The sequence below is a fragment of the Nostoc sp. genome, assembly GCF_036919495.1.
GTDB lineage: Bacteria > Cyanobacteriota > Cyanobacteriia > Cyanobacteriales > Nostocaceae > Nostoc.
In genome coordinates this window covers 1-16,675 of sequence record NZ_JBALBZ010000100.1, presented here as the reverse complement: position 1 = coordinate 16,675, position 16,675 = coordinate 1, and the positions used below count along the sequence as shown (strand labels likewise).

The following is a 16,675-nucleotide window of genomic DNA, read 5'->3' as shown; positions in this document are numbered from 1 at the left end:
TGGATATGGCTTTCGTAACTTTAGCAATTTTAGATTACGCAGTTTATTAAACTGGCATTTTAGTATTGATTCTCCATAAAACTAGCGGAAGAACCTGAAATTTAAGTGTATGTTAATAAAATTATTGCTTGAACAACGCCCACGCCAAAAACCTCTCGGTATAATATAACGCTAATTGATTGCTCACACCGTTGAAGACAGCATCAAAAGCGTGTTCTGCCCAAGGAATTTCTAGAAAAACCGCAGTATTACCAGAATCATGTAAACGTTCATACATTTGTCTGCCAAATCGCGCTTCTACTAAATGATCGCGACTGCCGTAAATTAATAAAGTTGGTGGTAAAGGGTGCGTCAGATAATTTATTGGTGAAGCAATTTCATACTGATTAGGCAATTCTTCTAAAGAACCACCGAGAAATGCTTTTAAAACAGCGCGGGTGTTAATAGGATCGGGATTTGGTGGTGTTTTGTATCCCTCCGTTAAATTAACAGGCCCGTAATAGTTCACCACAGCCCGAATAGGTGGTGCATCTGGTTGATAAGCCGCTAACATTGCTAGGTGCGCTCCCGCAGAACGCCCTAAAAGTACCATCCGTTCTGGATCGGCTTCATATTCTGCTGCATGTTTGCGAATAAAATTTAGGGCTGTACGCACATCATCTAACTGAACTGGAAACCGATATTTAGGTGCGTGTCGATAGGCGATCGCAAATACTGTATATCCCTGATGAGCGATATATTGATTAAACTCGGAGTTTGCATGAGGGTTGCCATATTGCCAAGCTCCACCGTAAATTACCACCACTGCTGGATATTTGCCTACCTCTGAGGGTTGGTAAACTTCCATTTTTAAAGGCACTCCCGCAGGAGAAGCAAAAAGAATATCTTTTTGATGACGTGTTTTACCTAATGCAATACCCCGGAAGGAATTAACTAAATCAAAGGGATGGTTTTGCATCTTTGCCTTTACTTGGACTGGAATTTGCTCTAGATAATTTGCTCCCAATCCTTGTTTCATAGCTTTAGCCATCTGCATTTGAGTTTGTGGGATATTCACTAGCACCCATGCACAAATTAGCAATCCTATTAAGCTGAAAATACAAGCTAAACGTTGTAATTTACGGCGACGAATGTAGAAAAAAGCAAGTAATAAAGAGAGCAAATTTAATAACAATAACCAAGGACTGATTTCTGGCGCTCCTACTGCTAGGGTGAGTAAAAACATGTTTGGAGCCGGAAGAAGAATCCAAGAAGTGAGAAATAGGCTTGCAAAACTGAGTAATAATGCAAGCCATGATAAAAGTATTTTGGGTTTAAAGAACATAGACGAAATAAATGACATCAATGATGTGTTCTGTAAGGACGCTACATGGATCAAAACAGACTTTGGTCATGCTAGTTTTGCCGATTTTGTTCGACGATCGCTCAGTTCATTGCCACGCCACACAGCTTTATATTTTTACTTAATTTTTGCTGCGATCGCAGTACCATGATCAAGCCTGATTAGTATTCCATTAGATTGTTGTCGTAATGTAACATAATTAATGACTAAATGATAATGTACGGAGTAATATTGCAAAGTAACTAATTATCCTAACTCGCAAGTGAATAATTATGGCAAGAATGATTCCTAAAAAGTTATCGTCAACAACAAAGAGCAATGCTGAAAAGAAGCTATTTGAAATTTTTGCAAAAGACCTGAGTGATGATTATATTGTTTTTCATGGAGCATGGTGGCAGTGGCAGCATATCAAATATGTTGTTCAAGATAGAGAAGCTGACTTCATAATTATTCATCCTGATAAAGGAATACTCATAGTAGAAGCTAAAGGAGGACAGATAAGATATGATTCTGTTGATAAGGCTTGGCATCAAAATGAAAATAGGATGAAAATATCTCCCTTTGAGCAAGCTAGACAGATTAAATACAAATTTCGGGATTTTCTTAGTAAGCACAGCGAATTTTTAGTGCAAGATTTTTGTATTGGACAATGTGTTATTTTCCCTGATGTCGATGAGGTTATAAATGGACTCCCTTCTGAAGCACCACAAGAAATATTACTCTTACGTCCTCAAATAAAAAATGTTAATAGCTGGATTTCTTCTGTTTTCAGTTACTACGCGAAGGGAAAAGTTACAAAACTTGGAAATAATCGGACAGAAAAAATTGTTGACCTCATATCTCCAAGTAGTAAGTTTAAAAAATATATTGCCAATGATATTGGTGAAATACAACAAGAGATTTTTCAATTAACCGAGCAACAATTCAATATTTTGGATTACCTGTATCATCATTATAAGTGCATAATTCTAGGATGCGCTGGTTCAGGGAAGACTCAATTAGCAATAGAAAAAGCTAGAAGGTTGTGTCAACATAAGATAAGAACACTAATAATTTGTAAATCTAATAATCTTTCACTATATCTTGCAGCATCATTACAACATGAAATCCAATCAGGGTACTGCGTAGTTTATAGCTATGAAGAAGTAAAGGCAAAAAATTATAAGGTAAAATTTCAGTTTACAGCAATTATTGTTGATGAAGGACAAGACTTTGAGCATCAGGAAATTAATGACTTAAGCAAGTTTATTCCAGATGATGGAATATTCTACATTTTTCAAGACAGTAATCAAAATATTTCAAAGAATGCAAATAAGTTTGCACTTGAGGTAATCCCAAATGTTTTGGATAAGAACTGTCGAAATACTGACAAAATATTCAAGTATGCGAAGCCATTTGTATCCTGTACTCATCCAATAAAGAGTTCGTCTATTGAGGGAAGGAATGTTATAGAACGACTATACCAAGAAACGAATAAAATATTTAGGATGTTAGAAGAAGATATTCTAAATTTAGTTGATAAAGAGAATCTTATTCCTAGCCAAATTGTTATATTAACTGATATGTATCCACTGGCTAAGTCCATACTTTCAGATTATTCGCATATCAATCGTTTTCATCTCAAGCAGTATTCATTTTCTAATAAAGATCCAAATACTCTTCAGTGGTCAAATGTAGGGATGTATAAAGGGCTAGAAAGTGATGTGATAATCCTATTCTTTGAGAAGACAAAAACATTAATCCCAAGTAGGTGGGATATTGCAAATAAATGTATTGACAAGCTCATCATCAAATACAGCGAAAAGATATTTCAAGCTAATCCTTTGGACATCATCACTATAATCTTGAGATAAAAACTTTACAAATAACCAAGAGTATAATTTTCCATGTTTTGGATACATTTTAGATAATTGGTAAAGCCATTCTATATGCTCACTAAATATTAGAGTTTCTAGCTCTATACCTAATGGAATTTCGTTCAAAAACTTACCAAACTGTTTTGCTTTATCCTCATTATTAATATCTTCTATTTTTAAAAATTCTGTTTGATGTTCTAAATAATAGGATTCTTTATGTATACTTACTTTTTCTGAATCATTTTCTTTTATTATATCTGTTTTATTTAGCTTTTTTTCTTGCTTGCTTTCATCATATTCCTCTTCTTGAAATGGCATTGCAGAAACTCCACTTTCCTTTGACTCTTCAATAAAATTAATTATTTCTTCTTCAGCTTCTATAACCTTGGTTTTAGAAACGTTCAAATTTACCCCTATCTTTAAAAGAAATTCTTGTAATATTATTGAGGCTTTAACCGCATCAGTTTTACTATTTGTAAAAATACGGAAATCATCTACATATCTTCCAAAGTTTATACCCAAGTTAAATAATGCTTCATCAGCTTCCTTCAGAAATATATTGGCTATAAATCCTTCTGCTTCATTTCCTATAGGTATACCTTGACTATTATATGTTTCACTTAGTTTACCATCCACAATTGAGTAGTAACAGATTTTGAACTTCAAAGTTTTACCAAAAAGAATCAAGAAATGTGTGTCTTTTCCTATATTAATTTGTTTTGAAATTGCTAATAGCAAGTATTCGTGGGATATAGAATCATAAAAAGACGATATATCGGTTTTCAGCATACAACTGCTGTTATCAACTTGTGCTAATTGCCAAGCGATAAATTCTTTAACCCCTTCATAGTAATACCTATATAAATGTCCCTTGGATTTTTTCTTTTTTTCAATATTTCTCTCAAGGCGATATGAAAAGCAATTTTGAACAAACGTAAAGTCCAATAATTCAGCTAATACAGATACAAAAATAAATTTAATTACTAAGTCTTTAAATGGAGTGTATATCATTCTCCTGAAGAACATATCTGATTTTGGTAGATAGTAAGAAAATGCAGTTTCTGCATCGTATAAATTTGGATTTTCAAGAGATGATTCAATCTCTTTAAACAACTTCTCTTTATTTTGCCTATAGTAATCTATCTCAATAAAGTTACAGTAAGAATCATGAGTAATTCTGTACGATATGGCATATACATAAGCTTTTTCAAAAACTTCTCTCTTCCTTATCTGGTCAATCAAAAAATCTTTATTCATTAGATTGCTTATATTAAAAGTGCTTTTATTGGCTTTTAGTAAGTCTAATCTAACATCTGCCGTTCTGCCCAATTCGCTACGCATCCTTCAATAATCACACAGCAAAGTAAAGGTTGTGAGATTTGAGCGTTTTTAGACTGGTGCGGCATGAAGAATACCTACTAACAATCAACACCTAGTTGGCAAAATTAATGGAGTAAACGTCAGTCTTCGCGCATTAAGTTTACCCTGCCGCCATGCAGCGCGATCAAATTATTTCTCTATCAACCCAAACCCAAATGCTTTTGCAATGCTTGGCGCATAACTTCTACAGGCACAGTTTCCTGCTGCAACCAAATTTTTAATGCTGCTACTCCTTGTTGAACTAGCATTTCCAAACCATCGATCGCAATTGCGCCTTGTTTTTCTGCCTGCTCTAGAAATTGCGTCGGTTTCGGAATATATATTAAATCGTAAGCGATCGCACCCTTTGGTAAATTTGCTATTTCTTTTACACTCAAAGGCGACTCATTAACCTTGGGATACATACCTATGGGGGTTGTGTTTACCAGCAGATTAGCTTGGGGAATTAGCTTTGGCAATTCTTCCCATTGATGAACTTCTAAATTTTCACTTATAGGTGAATTATTCCAACTATTGCCAAATTCCTGTAATCTCTGCACATTCCGCCCAACAACATGAATTTTCGCAAAACCTAATTGGTGACAACCTGCTACAACTGCTCTAGCTGCGCCACCATTGCCTAAAATCACTGCTACCTTCTGACTCCAATCTTGCTTATATGTCGTCTGCAAAGGAGCGATAAATCCTTCTATATCTGTGTTTGTCCCCACCCATTGATTATTTTGGCGACTAACAGTATTTACTGCGCCTATAGCTTGGGCAATGGGGGTAATTTCTGAGAGTAGGGTTATGATTGCTTGTTTATGAGGTATTGTCACACTAAAACCGACAACATCAATCGCCGCGAAACCTGCGATCGCTATTTCTAAATTATGTGGTGCTATAGGAAAGGGAAGATAAACGTAATCTAATCCTAAATGAGCGATTGCTGCATTATGCATCGCTGGCGAGAGCGAATGCTCAACTGGATGTCCAATTACCCCTAATAGCTTAGTTTTGCCTGTAATTAATCTTTCTTTAGTCATTAGTTATTAGTTATTAATCATTAGTGATTCCCCCCCAACCTCCCCTGCTCCCCCACTCCTTGGACTAGCCTACAATTATTAAAAGCTACTTAACAATTCTTTGAATCATGCAGGCAACTACAGCCCCCTCTACAACCCCAATTCCTGGTAAATATTGGCAGTGGCGCGGGCACAATGTTTACTATGTGAGTGCGGGAGAGAAGCAAGCGCAACATCCGCCCTTGCTTTTGGTACATGGATTTGGTGCTTCCACAGACCACTGGCGCAAGAATATCACAGGATTGTGTCAAGATTTTGAAGTATTTGCGATCGACCTTTTAGGATTCGGGCGATCGGCAAAACCGAAATTGCAGTATAGCGCTGACTTGTGGCGCGACCAACTCCATGATTTTATCAGTGAAGTTATTGGTCAAAAAGCAGTATTAGCGGGTAATTCCCTTGGTGGCTATGCTTGTTTGTGTGTTGCAGCACAACGTCCCGACAGTGCGGCTGGTTTAGTTTTGCTCAATAGTGCAGGGCCTTTTAGCGAAAGCCAGGCGACATCTGAGCCGGAAGCTTTACAATCGGAAGTTCAGCCTCCCAAACAACCCGCTACTTTGCAGAAACTTCTTGGTGACGGCACTAAATGGATTTTTCAACAACCTTTAGCCCAGTTTTTGTTATTTCAATACGTGCGCCAAGGTTGGGTAATTCGCCAAACTCTAGAAAAAGTTTATCTTGACAAAAGTGCAATTACAGATCAGTTAGTAGAAGAAATTGCTCGCCCTGCTTACGATCCTGGTGCAATGGAAGTATTTGTGTCAGTCTTTAGCACTCCTCAAGGGGAAAAAGTTGATGTGCTACTAAAGCAATTAACTTGTCCATTGTTGATGTTGTGGGGAGAAGCTGACCCTTGGATGAATGCTAGAGAACGTTCCCAGAAGTTTCGTCAATATTATCCTGAACTTAGAGAATATTTTCTAACAGCCGGTCATTGTCCTCATGATGAAATACCTGATAAAGTAAACCAACTTTTAGGCGATTGGGTTTTGTTTATTACTAAGTGACCACATCCTTCGCAAGGGCACAAGCATTGCTGTGCCCTTATAGCACAATACGGTTCAGTTAAGGTGCATAGGTCTTAAAGATCCCCCTTAGTCCCCCTTAAAAAGGGGGAAATAGAGCCATTTTTAGGCCCCTTAAGGGGGGTTGGGGGGATCGAGTCTTATCCGAACCGTATTGCCTTATAGCATGGTCTATTTACGTAGTTTACCGCCGTAGGCATCGCAGGATAACTAACAAAAGCCTGAAACCAACGTATTTTTATAACAATCCCTCTAATTCGGCGAATTTACGCAAACGTGGTAAACACTGGCGCTGATAAAAACTGCTTAATGTCGGAATTGACAGCCTAAATTCTTCAGATAATTCTTTCCAGCTAACTTCTGGCGGTAGGCGTTTGAGAATTAATACCTGACAATTCACATCTGGACGCCCTTTAATGTAAGTACTGCACAGTTCTCCTTCAGAATCTGTCTTAGCCCATATCTCCAAGTCTTCCAGAATGGGAGGTGGTTGAGGGGTAGCAGGGAGATTATCTACAGGATCAATAGTTTCACCTGTTCCACCCGATGTAGACTGACGAACCCAAAGAGGGATTGTTATGGCTTGTTCCCGGTTCTGGTTAATGTAAAAATCTTGTAGTCTCCGTTTTAAGTAAGCATTTAGCCAGGTGATGACACTGCCATAGGTGGCGTCATAGGTTTGACCTGTCAAACCTTCACAAACATTGCGGCAAAAATACAACCAAGTTTGTTGTAGTGCATCTTGATAATAAGGGGTACTTTCTCTCCAGAGTCTACTTGTACTCAAGCGAATAATTTGCGTGAGCAGCTTCTGACGCTGAGGACTTCCAGATGGGTGTTGACAGGCTTCGCTAACTAAGTAGCGTAGCTGTTCATCGAATTGAACCATGAGAATCTTGGCGAAGAAAGCAAGAATATCTTAGTATTGCGTATAACAACAGTCTAAAGAATTTTAGTCAAGAATTTTAGTCAAGATTTTTAGTCATTGAGGAAGAGGAAAAGGGGCAGGGGGCAGGGAGAAAAGGGGAAAAAGAACCTGCATTAAGCCTTTCACTTCCTCCTTACATCTTGCCCTCTGCTCCCCATTCCCCTCAATTTAATCCAATGTTATACAAGAAGCTTTCCCACAAGGAATATGTGAGATTTCCGACACTCAGGTTCATTTTTTTGCGAATATCTTGGATATTTCCATTGGTTAACCTAGCTAGAGTCTGCGCTTCTTCTTCAAAACGCTTGGGCAAAGACTGTTTGTATTTTTTACCTGCCTCACACTTCAGTTCCCCTTCAAATGGATATTGCAAAACATAACGCCCTTGGAATAATTCACGGTTAGCAGTTGATAGGAACATCAAGTCTTCAGGGAATGTGTCGCGAGTGTAGCGGACATGCAGACGGGAGATGAAGACGTTACTGTTAAAAGCGGGAGGAACAAACTTGCGGATTGGTGTAACCTTAGTTTGCTTACTTAGAGAATTATCATTTAGCCAAAATACGCCTGCTTCCTTGAGTTCCTCTTGGGTAAGGGGATCGGCAGAACAAGGATCGCAACTACCCATGTCCCAAGCGTATTCCAAAAAGCCGACTCTCTTGCCTTCTTTGGTGTAAGCGGTTTGGAACAGGGATTTGTAGAATTCACCAAATTCATTTTTGATAAATACGGGAATATTAACGTTGGAAGGGATTTTTACTGTCCGATAGTTAGTGATTTGTGCCTCTCCTTGAGGTGAGAGGATATAGACAATTAAATCCTGCTCTGTCGTAGCATTAATCATGCCTAAACGAATTGGCAGCATGAACTTGGGTGATTGATAAGAAATTTGTAGCGGACGCAAGAACTGATAACCAGATTCCTCAAATTTATCCAAGTTGACTTTGGCAACAAAGAATTTCATTGAGGAACGGATATAGGGCTGAAGTAATTGTTTCGCCCCTTGAGGAATTTTGTAGCCATTTTGTGTCAGCCAAGTTTCCAGTCCGCCAGATTCTTTAGCACTGAGGATCACGATGTCGTATTCGCCCACATTGAAACTCGCTTCTACCGTCACACCCAAACTGCGATCGCTTCTCTGAACTTGTGTAATATTACCTACTGGTGCTGCTGCGAGAGGTAGTTTATCAAAAAATCGTGGTAGTGGGGCACAAGGATCTGGGTCAAAATATTCTACCAATCGCGGCGCACTAAAAGCATCTAGGCGCTCGATAATATTGGGTAGGGCAACGCGAACTTGGTCTTTTTGTACCACTGTTGGCACTGGTACTACGATCGCAAAATCTTTGACTTCGCCTTGGTAGTCATTTGCCATCGTCAGGACGGTGCGATCGCCATTCCGTGCTATCACCACCTGAGAAGCTTTGTTATACAGCTTCGTATCAGCTTTGGCTACATAAAATCCACAAAATGCCCAAGCTGCGGGTGCAAAACAAAATACTGCGACAATTGTCAACAGTAATGGCGTTAAAAGTCGAAAAATCTTCATTTTTTATACCTCTATATTTTAATCTTGAGGTCGATGATGTCTGTAGAGACGTTGCATTGCAACGTCTCTACACCTGTTTTTCTCTCTTGCCAAGAAAATCGTGGGGCTAACCAGAGAATATCTAGCAGAATGCTCAACGGGGCAAGGATAAATAGTGCCCAAAAGACTGCGGTGGGAATAAAGAAATAATTTCGCAGGATAAAAGTTAATCCAGCGATGCAAGCTGCCCAAACTACCCGCCCAATTCTCGAATTGGGAATTGATCGCGGATCTGTAATCATAAATAGGGCGAACAACAATAACGAGCCGCTCATCAACCGATGCCAGTAAACATCCCAAGTCCAACCCAGCCAGAGATTACGAATTGCTTCTAGCAAGGAATAGCTACCCAAAAAAGCGGCTGTAGTGTCCCAGCGACCAATGCGCTGCAAAACCATGCCGCCAGTCCCAGCGAATAACAGCGCATACCACCACTCTTCACCCCATTGTCCGGGCGAAACCCAAGCATCGGAGGTGAGAACTAAGGCGGAAATGATGCCAAAATTAGCAGGGTTGAAGAAATGCTTATCACCGAATTTGAAGAGAAATTTACTAGCGATCGCACTTGTTGCGGCTATTACCATTGTCGTCCAGTGATCAGCCCGCAACAGTAAACTGAGTCCCAATGAGGTAATTAAAGCACTACGAAGATTGGGCATTTGTTCTTTGCCTGTTAGCCATGACAATATCCATTGGGTTAACAAGCAAGTAGCAATTAATACCATAATCAATTCTGATCGCAATGTCCAGTCTCGTGTACTGATTCCCACAACTAGGAACAAGCCCAGAAATGATATTTGATAATCTCGTATATCTTTGAACAACATTAACTTTTCATGTAGTGTTTATTCGTAGATTTTTCTTGAATTTAGACGAGTACCAGGTCAAAAAATATTGCTCTTAACAGATTTTTTACAAAATATGATTTTGGAGTGGTGATTGCTATACCAAAGCGATCGCTCTTCTATGCTCTTCTATAAGGAGGGCTTATATCTGGAACTCTCTGTTTGTACAGTAAGTTCTAGATATAAGCGATTTAAGCTATGGTTCCCACGTTTAATAGTTATCAACATTAAGTAATCAGTGTATTTATGCAAGATTACGCAAAAAAAGAAAAAACTTTATGCAGCTAGCTCCCCTGTTCCCAATTTTCTACCGCATTCTCCAGCCGAGTTTTCCCAACTGCCTTTGGGCTGGAAATCCCCATACTAAAGCGATCGCCCTCACATTCGATGATGGCCCCCATCCTCAATACACACCCGAAGTTTTGGCAGTGTTAGACCGTTACAAAATTACAGCGAGTTTTTTTTGGTTGGGTGTTTGCGTCAGCCGTTCACCAGCCATTGCCAAAGCCGTTAGCGATCGCGGACACTGGATCGGATTGCATGGCTACGATCATCGCTCTTTTGCCATGCTTTCTCCAAATGACCTGAAGGACAGTTTAGAAAAAACCCAAGTTGCCATCTACAATGCCTGCAACCTGCAACCTGAACAAGTGCGAGATGTCCGCCCCCCCAATGGTTTATTTACACCTGCTACTTTAAAATTGTTCTTTCAGTGGAATTACCGTCCAGTTATGTGGAGTGTTGTACCAGAAGACTGGGTGCGACCAGGTGTAACCCTTGTGGTAGAGCGAATTATGCAGCAGGTTAAAAATGGTTCGCTGATTGTCTTGCATGATGGTGCTTGCGGTGGACAAGATGTTGCTGCCACAATCCAAATTCTCATTCCGAAACTGCTACAACAAGGCTATGAGTTTGTGACTGTTGATACTCTATGGCAGCAAGCTAAGACTAACCATTAATTAATTGAGGGAGCGTTAAGAATTGGTATTGGGAAATTTACAACCAAAGAAGAAATCGAAAAAGCATTTTCTGCGATGTCAGTGCAGTAAAGGCTATTTTGAGCCTAAAATAATAAAACCCTTATTAGGGCTTTAAGAGTAATATTTTAAATTTCACAAATGTGTCAAATTGTCAAATAATTTGGCAAGCGACACTTATGAATTCGCAAGTTGTCGGTAACGTTCCTGAACTTCCTGAATCGAAAACAAAGTTTCGAATTTCAACCCAGCTGACTGGTACAACTCACTCCCTCCTTGCTGTCGGTCTATCAAGGAAATTACTTGACTTACGGTATAACCTGCATCTTTAAGACGCTCAACTGCTTTTAAAGCAGATTGCCCAGTTGTCACCACATCTTCCAAAACTACTACTTTTGCACCTTCTGGTAAACTGGGGCCTTCTATATAAGCTTTCGTTCCATAACCCTTAGCTTCCTTGCGAATAATCAGCGCTGGTATCGGGCGGTTTTCATAAACAGAAACTATACTAACTGCTGTCACAATTGGATCAGCCCCCATTGTTAAACCACCTACAGCTTGTGTATCTATAGGTAGCAAAGGAAACAGCAATCGTCCGACTGCCAAAGCACCTTGAGGGTGGAGTGTTACTTGTGTCTTGTTTACATAATAAGAACTACGTAGCCCAGAAGCGAGAAGAAAATCACCTTCTTGATAAGCAAGTTGAGAAAATAAATCTAGTAGCTTGTGGCGCAAAATAGTCAAATCAGCAGTAGTTGCCCAAATATTTGAGTGGGTAAGAGTTTCAGTAGGATACGTCATTACAAAACATTAAAAGTTGTGCTACACCAAAGGTTGAACTCATCAGAGTTCTGAACTTAAGCATAAATTAAGATTGCCCAAAAATTGAGGAGTTAGGAACGTGGGTATAAAATTTAAAGCCTTTGGTGGTTTATTGGTACTACTTGCTGCTGGTATTGCTTTTCCCTCTGTTGCATCTGCCCAAACCGAAACCCCCAAAACTGAAACTACGAATGATGTATTTGAGCGAGCTTATTTTCGTCACGATCGCAATTTTTATGAAAATGGTAGCCTCAAGCGCCAACTAGACTCACTAATAGGAGGTGGTTACGGTTTCGGTGGTTCCTTTCCAGAAAATGAAATTGCCCGCGATGCTCAGCTGCTTAACACTTTATATCATGATGTCCTGACTCAGCAAGTTGGCAACGATCCATATATTCGGACTCCTGATTTACCAAATCCTTATGACACATCATTAATGATGTCTCCGCGTTTCAATAGCAACAAACTCAAAGTGGGAACTGAATTCAAGTTTGAAACTTTACCACCTCGGTAATATTGGGGAGTAGGGAGTAAGAATTTTAGATTTTGGATTTTGGATTTTGGATTAAATTCCAATCTAAAAAAACGCTCCTACGTCGCTAAAGCTGCGATATAGTCAATCCAAAATCTAAAATTGAATTGCCTAATGCCCTTTATCCGTCTATTACTACTTTTTAATCGTTCAGTGCGCCCTGCTGGAATCGAACCAGCCTGAAGACGAATTATGAGTTCGTTGCCTCCCCAATCGGCCAAAGGCGCTTATTTTGTTGGCTTTCGGGTTTATAAGAGTCAATTACTTCAACTCTTAGGTCAACCTGATTTGCTAATTTTAGACTGAGTAAAATACCTCACCCACTCTAAGTTTAGCCAATTGCGTAATTATAGCACAGATTTACACCTGTGAATACTCGACAATAGCTTATCAGATTTTTATACTACATAATTTAATCATAAAATAGTGCAGACTAATATTGATTAAGTTCCTTTAAGGATTGAGGTCAAAAGCTTCACTATTCTTAAATAGACCAGCATTCTATTGTGATAGCTTGTCAGCAATGAAAATAAATTCTACTGTACTTCTTACTTTGGTTTTGTTAATCCTAATGATGGGAGCAGGTTCTGTGAGTGCCCTTTTGGGGTTTGGACTAGGTAGTTCAGCACTTAAAGGCGTTACTACACCAGATGGGCGTCCTATAACAAAATTTGCCAGTAATAAGGCAAATAGCTCCCAACAGGGAGGACTAGTGCTATTAAAAGAGGACGAAATTCTGAAAATTGTTAAAGCGCGAATTGAGGGTAAGACCAAGGCTGCTAAATCGGAAAAGCTAGAGGACGATGATGAAGAAACCAATAGCAGCAAGCAGAAGCCAGAGGAAAAACCCCCAGCAGTGGTTGAAGAAAAACTCCAGCCAGGTTTTCCAGTTACTGCCTTGAGTGAGGGCGTAACCATGTCTGTACAATCTGTCCGCTACTCTGGTGGTGATTTGCTACTGAAAGTGAAAATGCAGAACAAAGGTAAAGATTCTGTCCGCTTCCTGTATAGTTTTTTAGATGTTACCGATGATAAAGGACGAACCCTGAGTGCTAGTACAGAGGGTTTACCAACAGAATTGCCTGCAAATGGGCCAGCATTTACAGGTACAGTGAGTATTCCCACAGCTTTACTTGATAATGTCAAGAAAATATCACTTGCTCTTACTGATTATCCCGCTCAAGAATTGAAGCTAGAGGCATTGAATATTCCTGTAGAAAGGTAGATTGGGTATTGAGCATTGGGCATTGGGCATTGAGCATTGGGCATTGGGCATTGGGCATGGTTATTCTCCTTGTTCCCTCATCTCCCTCCCTACTCGCCACTCCCTATTCCCCATTCCTTAATCCCCCTAAATGGAGGGCGTGAGTTTTACACGAGCTTTGGTGGTGATTGGTTTTCCTAATTTAATTTGGACAGATGTGGCGCTACGGTTATTGTCAGTGCTACTACTGATTGCCATAAATGCCTTTTTTGTGACGGCGGAATTTTCGATGGTGAGCGTGCGGCGATCGCGTATTCACCAGCTAGTTAAGGCTGGGGATGTTCCAGCGATCGCAGTCGAGATGCTACAACGTAGTATTGACCGACTATTATCTACAACTCAGCTAGGTATTACTCTCTCTAGTTTGGCATTGGGATGGATTGGCGAAAGTACGATTGTTGTGCTGGTAAATGCATGGTTAAAATCCTGGCCTTTACCAAGTAGCATGACTACCTTCCTGGCGCATTCTCTATCAATTCCCATTGCCTTTTTCTTAATTGCCTATTTACAAATTGTGATCGGAGAATTATGTCCTAAATCCTTAGCCATGCTGTACTCAGAACAGCTAGCTAGGTTTTTGGGGCCTTCGGTAAAAGCGATCGTGCGTTTTTTTGGCCCCTTTATCTGGATTCTCAACCAATCAACTCGTTTTTTATTGCGGATTTTTGGCATCCAATACACAGGTCAAGGCTGGAGGCCACCTGTGACTCCCGAAGAATTGCAATTGATTATCTCTACAGAATGGGGGTCTACTGGTTTACAGCGTGCGGAGCGAGAATTGCTCAATAATGTCTTTGAGTTTGGGGATGTTATGGCCCAAGATGTGATGATACCGCGCACCAGTATTATCACGCTGCCAAAAGATGCTACCTTCCAGACATTACTTAGGGAAATGGCTGCTACTGGTTACTCTCGCTATCCCGTAATTGGTGAATCATTAGATGATGTTCGCGGCATTGTTTATTTTAAAGATTTGGCACAACCTTTAGCTGTAGGAAAGCTCAGTTTAGAGACACAAATCCAACCTTGGATGCGTCCCGCCCGATTTGTTCCCGAACACACGTCCCTGAGTGAGCTTTTGCCAATGATGCAGCAAGAGAAACCAGCTATGGTCATGGTAGTGAATGAATTTGGCTCTACCGTGGGACTAGTGACAATCAAAGATGTCATTGCCGAAATCATTGGCGACGCGAGCGAATCTGAAAGCAACGACGACTTGATGATTCAGATGTTAGATGAGCATAAATTTTTAGTACAGGCCCAGATCAACCTCGAAGACCTTAACGAAGTTTTACATCTCAATTTGCCCTTGACAAGAGAATATCAGACATTAGGGGGCTTTTTGCTGTATCAGTTACAGAAAATTCCGGCCATTGGCGAAACCTTCCGTTATCAAAATCTCGAATTCACCGTAGTATCAATTGTTGGCCCACGCCTACATCAAATTCAACTGCAACGGTTAGAAGAGTTAGGAGTTGAGAGTTAGGAGTTAGGAATTAAAACTCATAACTCCTAACTCCTAACTCCTAACTTAAGAAGCATAGGCCACTGGATCAACAAGTCCCAATTCGGCAAAAGCTGCTAGCCGCAAGCGACAAGAATCACATACACCGCAGGCGACATCTTCACCGGCATAGCAAGACCAAGTTACTTCCCAAGGAACTCCCAATTGGTTCCCCAGTTGGATGATTTCAGTTTTTTTCAGGTTTATCAGGGGTGCAACAATATTTATTGGTTGTCCCTCACGCCCTTGTTTGGTTCCCAGACGAAAAACTTCCTGCATTGCCTGGATATAGTCGGGGCGACAGTCAGGATATCCTGAGTAATCTAAAGCATTGATGCCGATATAGACACGTTCAGCTGCGATCGCTTCGGCGTAACCAAGAGCAAAGCTTAAAAAGATGGTATTACGAGCCGGAACATAAGTGACAGGAATATTTTGAGACATTTCATCCAGCGATCGCTCTTGGGGTAAATCAATGGCATCATCGGTAAGTGCTGAACCACCCCATTGTCGTAAATCAAAATTAACCACCTGATGTTTTGCGATCGCAGCTTTTTGAGCAACAGTCAGGGCTGACTGTAACTCTCGTCGGTGTCGCTGCTGGTAATCAAAGGAAATCGCATGACATTCACAGCCATCAGCCTTAGCTTTGTATAGAATTGTGGAAGAGTCTAATCCCCCAGATAACAGAATTACAGCTTTCATCTCTGTTGCAAATTTTGGATTTTAAATCGCCAAATTACACCTCAACATTTCTGGGCAGGAAGTAATGCCAAAGTCACTTCTCAACCCTGTGAGTGATGGCAAATAATGCCGCACCTAGATATTCTAAAGAAACAATCTACAGTAGTGCAGCACGGCGTAAATAAACATACCATTTCAAATGGCGCAAGATATTGGGATACAAGTATGCGCGAATGCGTGACTTCCGCCTTGCGTACTAGTTTTTTTCAAAAATCAGTGTAATCTCTTGTCTACCACACACTACGCATAGCTTGCTTCTTTGCAGGAGTATGTGTCTAGGACGGATGCTGCAAATAATCATACAAAAATCTTTTCAATTAATCAGTAGCGATAATTTCCAATAGCATTTTTCTTTCAAAAAGCATACGTGTTACTTTTTTCATGACTTTGTAATTTTAGTAGTATCAATTAGATATTAATCCCGGTAATTAATGGCCTAAATGTAACCTCCAGTCAAGTCGGAGCAGAGGAAGCCGCTACTTAGAAATTTGAAGAATTTACACTTAAGTCTTACTGAATGTTTTAAAGTTAATAAAAAGACACATAAAAGACATATATTTATTATAAAAAGTGCAAAATCCAAAACAAACCCGAACTATCTATACAAAAGATATTTGGATTACGGGAACCGATGATAAACTTTGAAATTCTTCATAAACATAGGCTCTATGTTACCATCTGGATGGTTTTAGACGGATCGTAACTGGCCTTCGAGTATAAACGCCAACGGCCGTAGCGTCTCTAAATTTGGTGGTTGAGGAGAGAATAATAGTGCAAGATAGCATGTCAGTGGCAGAACCGAAT

15 protein-coding genes and 1 tRNA gene are annotated in these 16,675 nt (G+C 40.0%); 7 read left to right on the top strand and 9 right to left on the bottom strand.

What is annotated here, in order from left to right:
* Positions 1 to 121: 121 nt before the first annotated feature.
* A complete protein-coding gene (locus V7K25_RS14765) occupies positions 122 to 1,324 on the bottom strand; it encodes an alpha/beta hydrolase (RefSeq protein WP_335159088.1) in 1,203 nt (400 codons plus the stop codon).
* On the opposite strand from V7K25_RS14765, the gene V7K25_RS14760 reads away from it, so the two are divergent.
* Positions 1,224 to 1,493 (top strand): hypothetical protein, encoded by a 270-nt coding sequence (locus V7K25_RS14760; RefSeq protein WP_335159090.1) that lies wholly within the window; start codon positions 1,224 to 1,226, stop codon positions 1,491 to 1,493. The genes V7K25_RS14765 and V7K25_RS14760 overlap by 101 nt on opposite strands.
* A gap of 121 nt (positions 1,494 to 1,614) precedes the next feature.
* The gene (locus tag V7K25_RS14755; RefSeq protein ID WP_335159086.1) at positions 1,615 to 3,195 is read left to right on the top strand and encodes an NERD domain-containing protein; all 1,581 of its coding nucleotides are present in this window, start codon (positions 1,615 to 1,617) and stop codon (positions 3,193 to 3,195) included.
* Here the strand turns inward: V7K25_RS14755 and V7K25_RS14750 are convergent.
* Complete coding sequence (locus V7K25_RS14750) at positions 3,079 to 4,539, bottom strand: RNA-directed DNA polymerase (protein ID WP_335159084.1); 1,461 nt, start codon at positions 4,537 to 4,539, stop codon at positions 3,079 to 3,081. The two genes, V7K25_RS14755 and V7K25_RS14750, sit on opposite strands and share 117 nt — an antisense overlap.
* A gap of 179 nt (positions 4,540 to 4,718) precedes the next feature.
* Complete coding sequence (locus V7K25_RS14745; RefSeq protein ID WP_335159082.1) at positions 4,719 to 5,603, bottom strand: shikimate dehydrogenase; 885 nt, start codon at positions 5,601 to 5,603, stop codon at positions 4,719 to 4,721.
* Positions 5,604 to 5,710: 107 nt separating this feature from the next.
* Between V7K25_RS14745 and V7K25_RS14740 the strand changes: the two genes are divergently transcribed.
* Positions 5,711 to 6,649 carry an alpha/beta fold hydrolase gene (locus tag V7K25_RS14740; RefSeq protein WP_335159080.1) on the top strand — a complete coding sequence of 313 codons (939 nt, stop codon included), beginning with the start codon at positions 5,711 to 5,713 and terminating at the stop codon, positions 6,647 to 6,649.
* A 256-nt stretch (positions 6,650 to 6,905) separates the two neighbouring features.
* On the opposite strand, the gene V7K25_RS14735 is transcribed toward V7K25_RS14740, so the two are convergent.
* From V7K25_RS14735 to V7K25_RS14725, 3 genes are all read right to left on the bottom strand, one after another.
* On the bottom strand, positions 6,906 to 7,556 hold the full coding sequence (locus V7K25_RS14735) for a sigma-70 family RNA polymerase sigma factor (protein ID WP_335159078.1): 651 nt from the start codon (positions 7,554 to 7,556) through the stop codon (positions 6,906 to 6,908).
* 202 nt (positions 7,557 to 7,758) lie between these two features.
* Positions 7,759 to 9,144 carry a DUF2330 domain-containing protein gene (locus V7K25_RS14730; RefSeq protein WP_335159076.1) on the bottom strand — a complete coding sequence of 462 codons (1,386 nt, stop codon included), beginning with the start codon at positions 9,142 to 9,144 and terminating at the stop codon, positions 7,759 to 7,761.
* Between the two features lie 11 nt (positions 9,145 to 9,155).
* Positions 9,156 to 10,010: an RnfABCDGE type electron transport complex subunit D gene (locus V7K25_RS14725; protein ID WP_335159074.1), complete on the bottom strand. Its 855-nt coding sequence runs from the start codon at positions 10,008 to 10,010 to the stop codon at positions 9,156 to 9,158.
* A 296-nt stretch (positions 10,011 to 10,306) separates the two neighbouring features.
* Here V7K25_RS14725 and V7K25_RS14720 point away from each other — a divergent pair, with 296 nt between their 5' ends.
* The gene (locus tag V7K25_RS14720; protein WP_335159072.1) at positions 10,307 to 10,987 is read left to right on the top strand and encodes a polysaccharide deacetylase family protein; all 681 of its coding nucleotides are present in this window, start codon (positions 10,307 to 10,309) and stop codon (positions 10,985 to 10,987) included.
* 195 nt (positions 10,988 to 11,182) lie between these two features.
* Here the strand turns inward: V7K25_RS14720 and pyrE are convergent, their stop codons facing one another.
* Positions 11,183 to 11,806, bottom strand: coding sequence for an orotate phosphoribosyltransferase (gene pyrE / locus V7K25_RS14715; RefSeq protein ID WP_335159070.1), 624 nt, complete (start codon positions 11,804 to 11,806; stop codon positions 11,183 to 11,185).
* A gap of 100 nt (positions 11,807 to 11,906) precedes the next feature.
* On the opposite strand from pyrE, the gene V7K25_RS14710 reads away from it, so the two are divergent.
* The gene (locus V7K25_RS14710; protein WP_335159068.1) at positions 11,907 to 12,341 is read left to right on the top strand and encodes a hypothetical protein; all 435 of its coding nucleotides are present in this window, start codon (positions 11,907 to 11,909) and stop codon (positions 12,339 to 12,341) included.
* A gap of 172 nt (positions 12,342 to 12,513) precedes the next feature.
* Here V7K25_RS14710 and V7K25_RS14705 read toward each other — a convergent pair.
* Positions 12,514 to 12,586 (bottom strand) — tRNA-Ile (locus tag V7K25_RS14705).
* 296 nt (positions 12,587 to 12,882) lie between these two features.
* Here V7K25_RS14705 and V7K25_RS14700 point away from each other — a divergent pair.
* Both V7K25_RS14700 and V7K25_RS14695 read left to right on the top strand, forming a co-directional pair.
* Entirely contained in the window at positions 12,883 to 13,584 is a 702-nt protein-coding gene (locus V7K25_RS14700; RefSeq protein ID WP_335159067.1) for a hypothetical protein, read from the top strand.
* 130 nt (positions 13,585 to 13,714) lie between these two features.
* Positions 13,715 to 15,109, top strand: a complete 1,395-nt coding sequence (locus tag V7K25_RS14695) for a hemolysin family protein (RefSeq protein ID WP_335159065.1) — start codon at positions 13,715 to 13,717, stop codon at positions 15,107 to 15,109.
* Between the two features lie 45 nt (positions 15,110 to 15,154).
* Here V7K25_RS14695 and queC read toward each other — a convergent pair whose 3' ends face one another.
* Positions 15,155 to 15,832: a 7-cyano-7-deazaguanine synthase QueC gene (gene queC, locus V7K25_RS14690; RefSeq protein WP_335159063.1), complete on the bottom strand. Its 678-nt coding sequence runs from the start codon at positions 15,830 to 15,832 to the stop codon at positions 15,155 to 15,157.
* Positions 15,833 to 16,675: the final 843 nt, after the last annotated feature.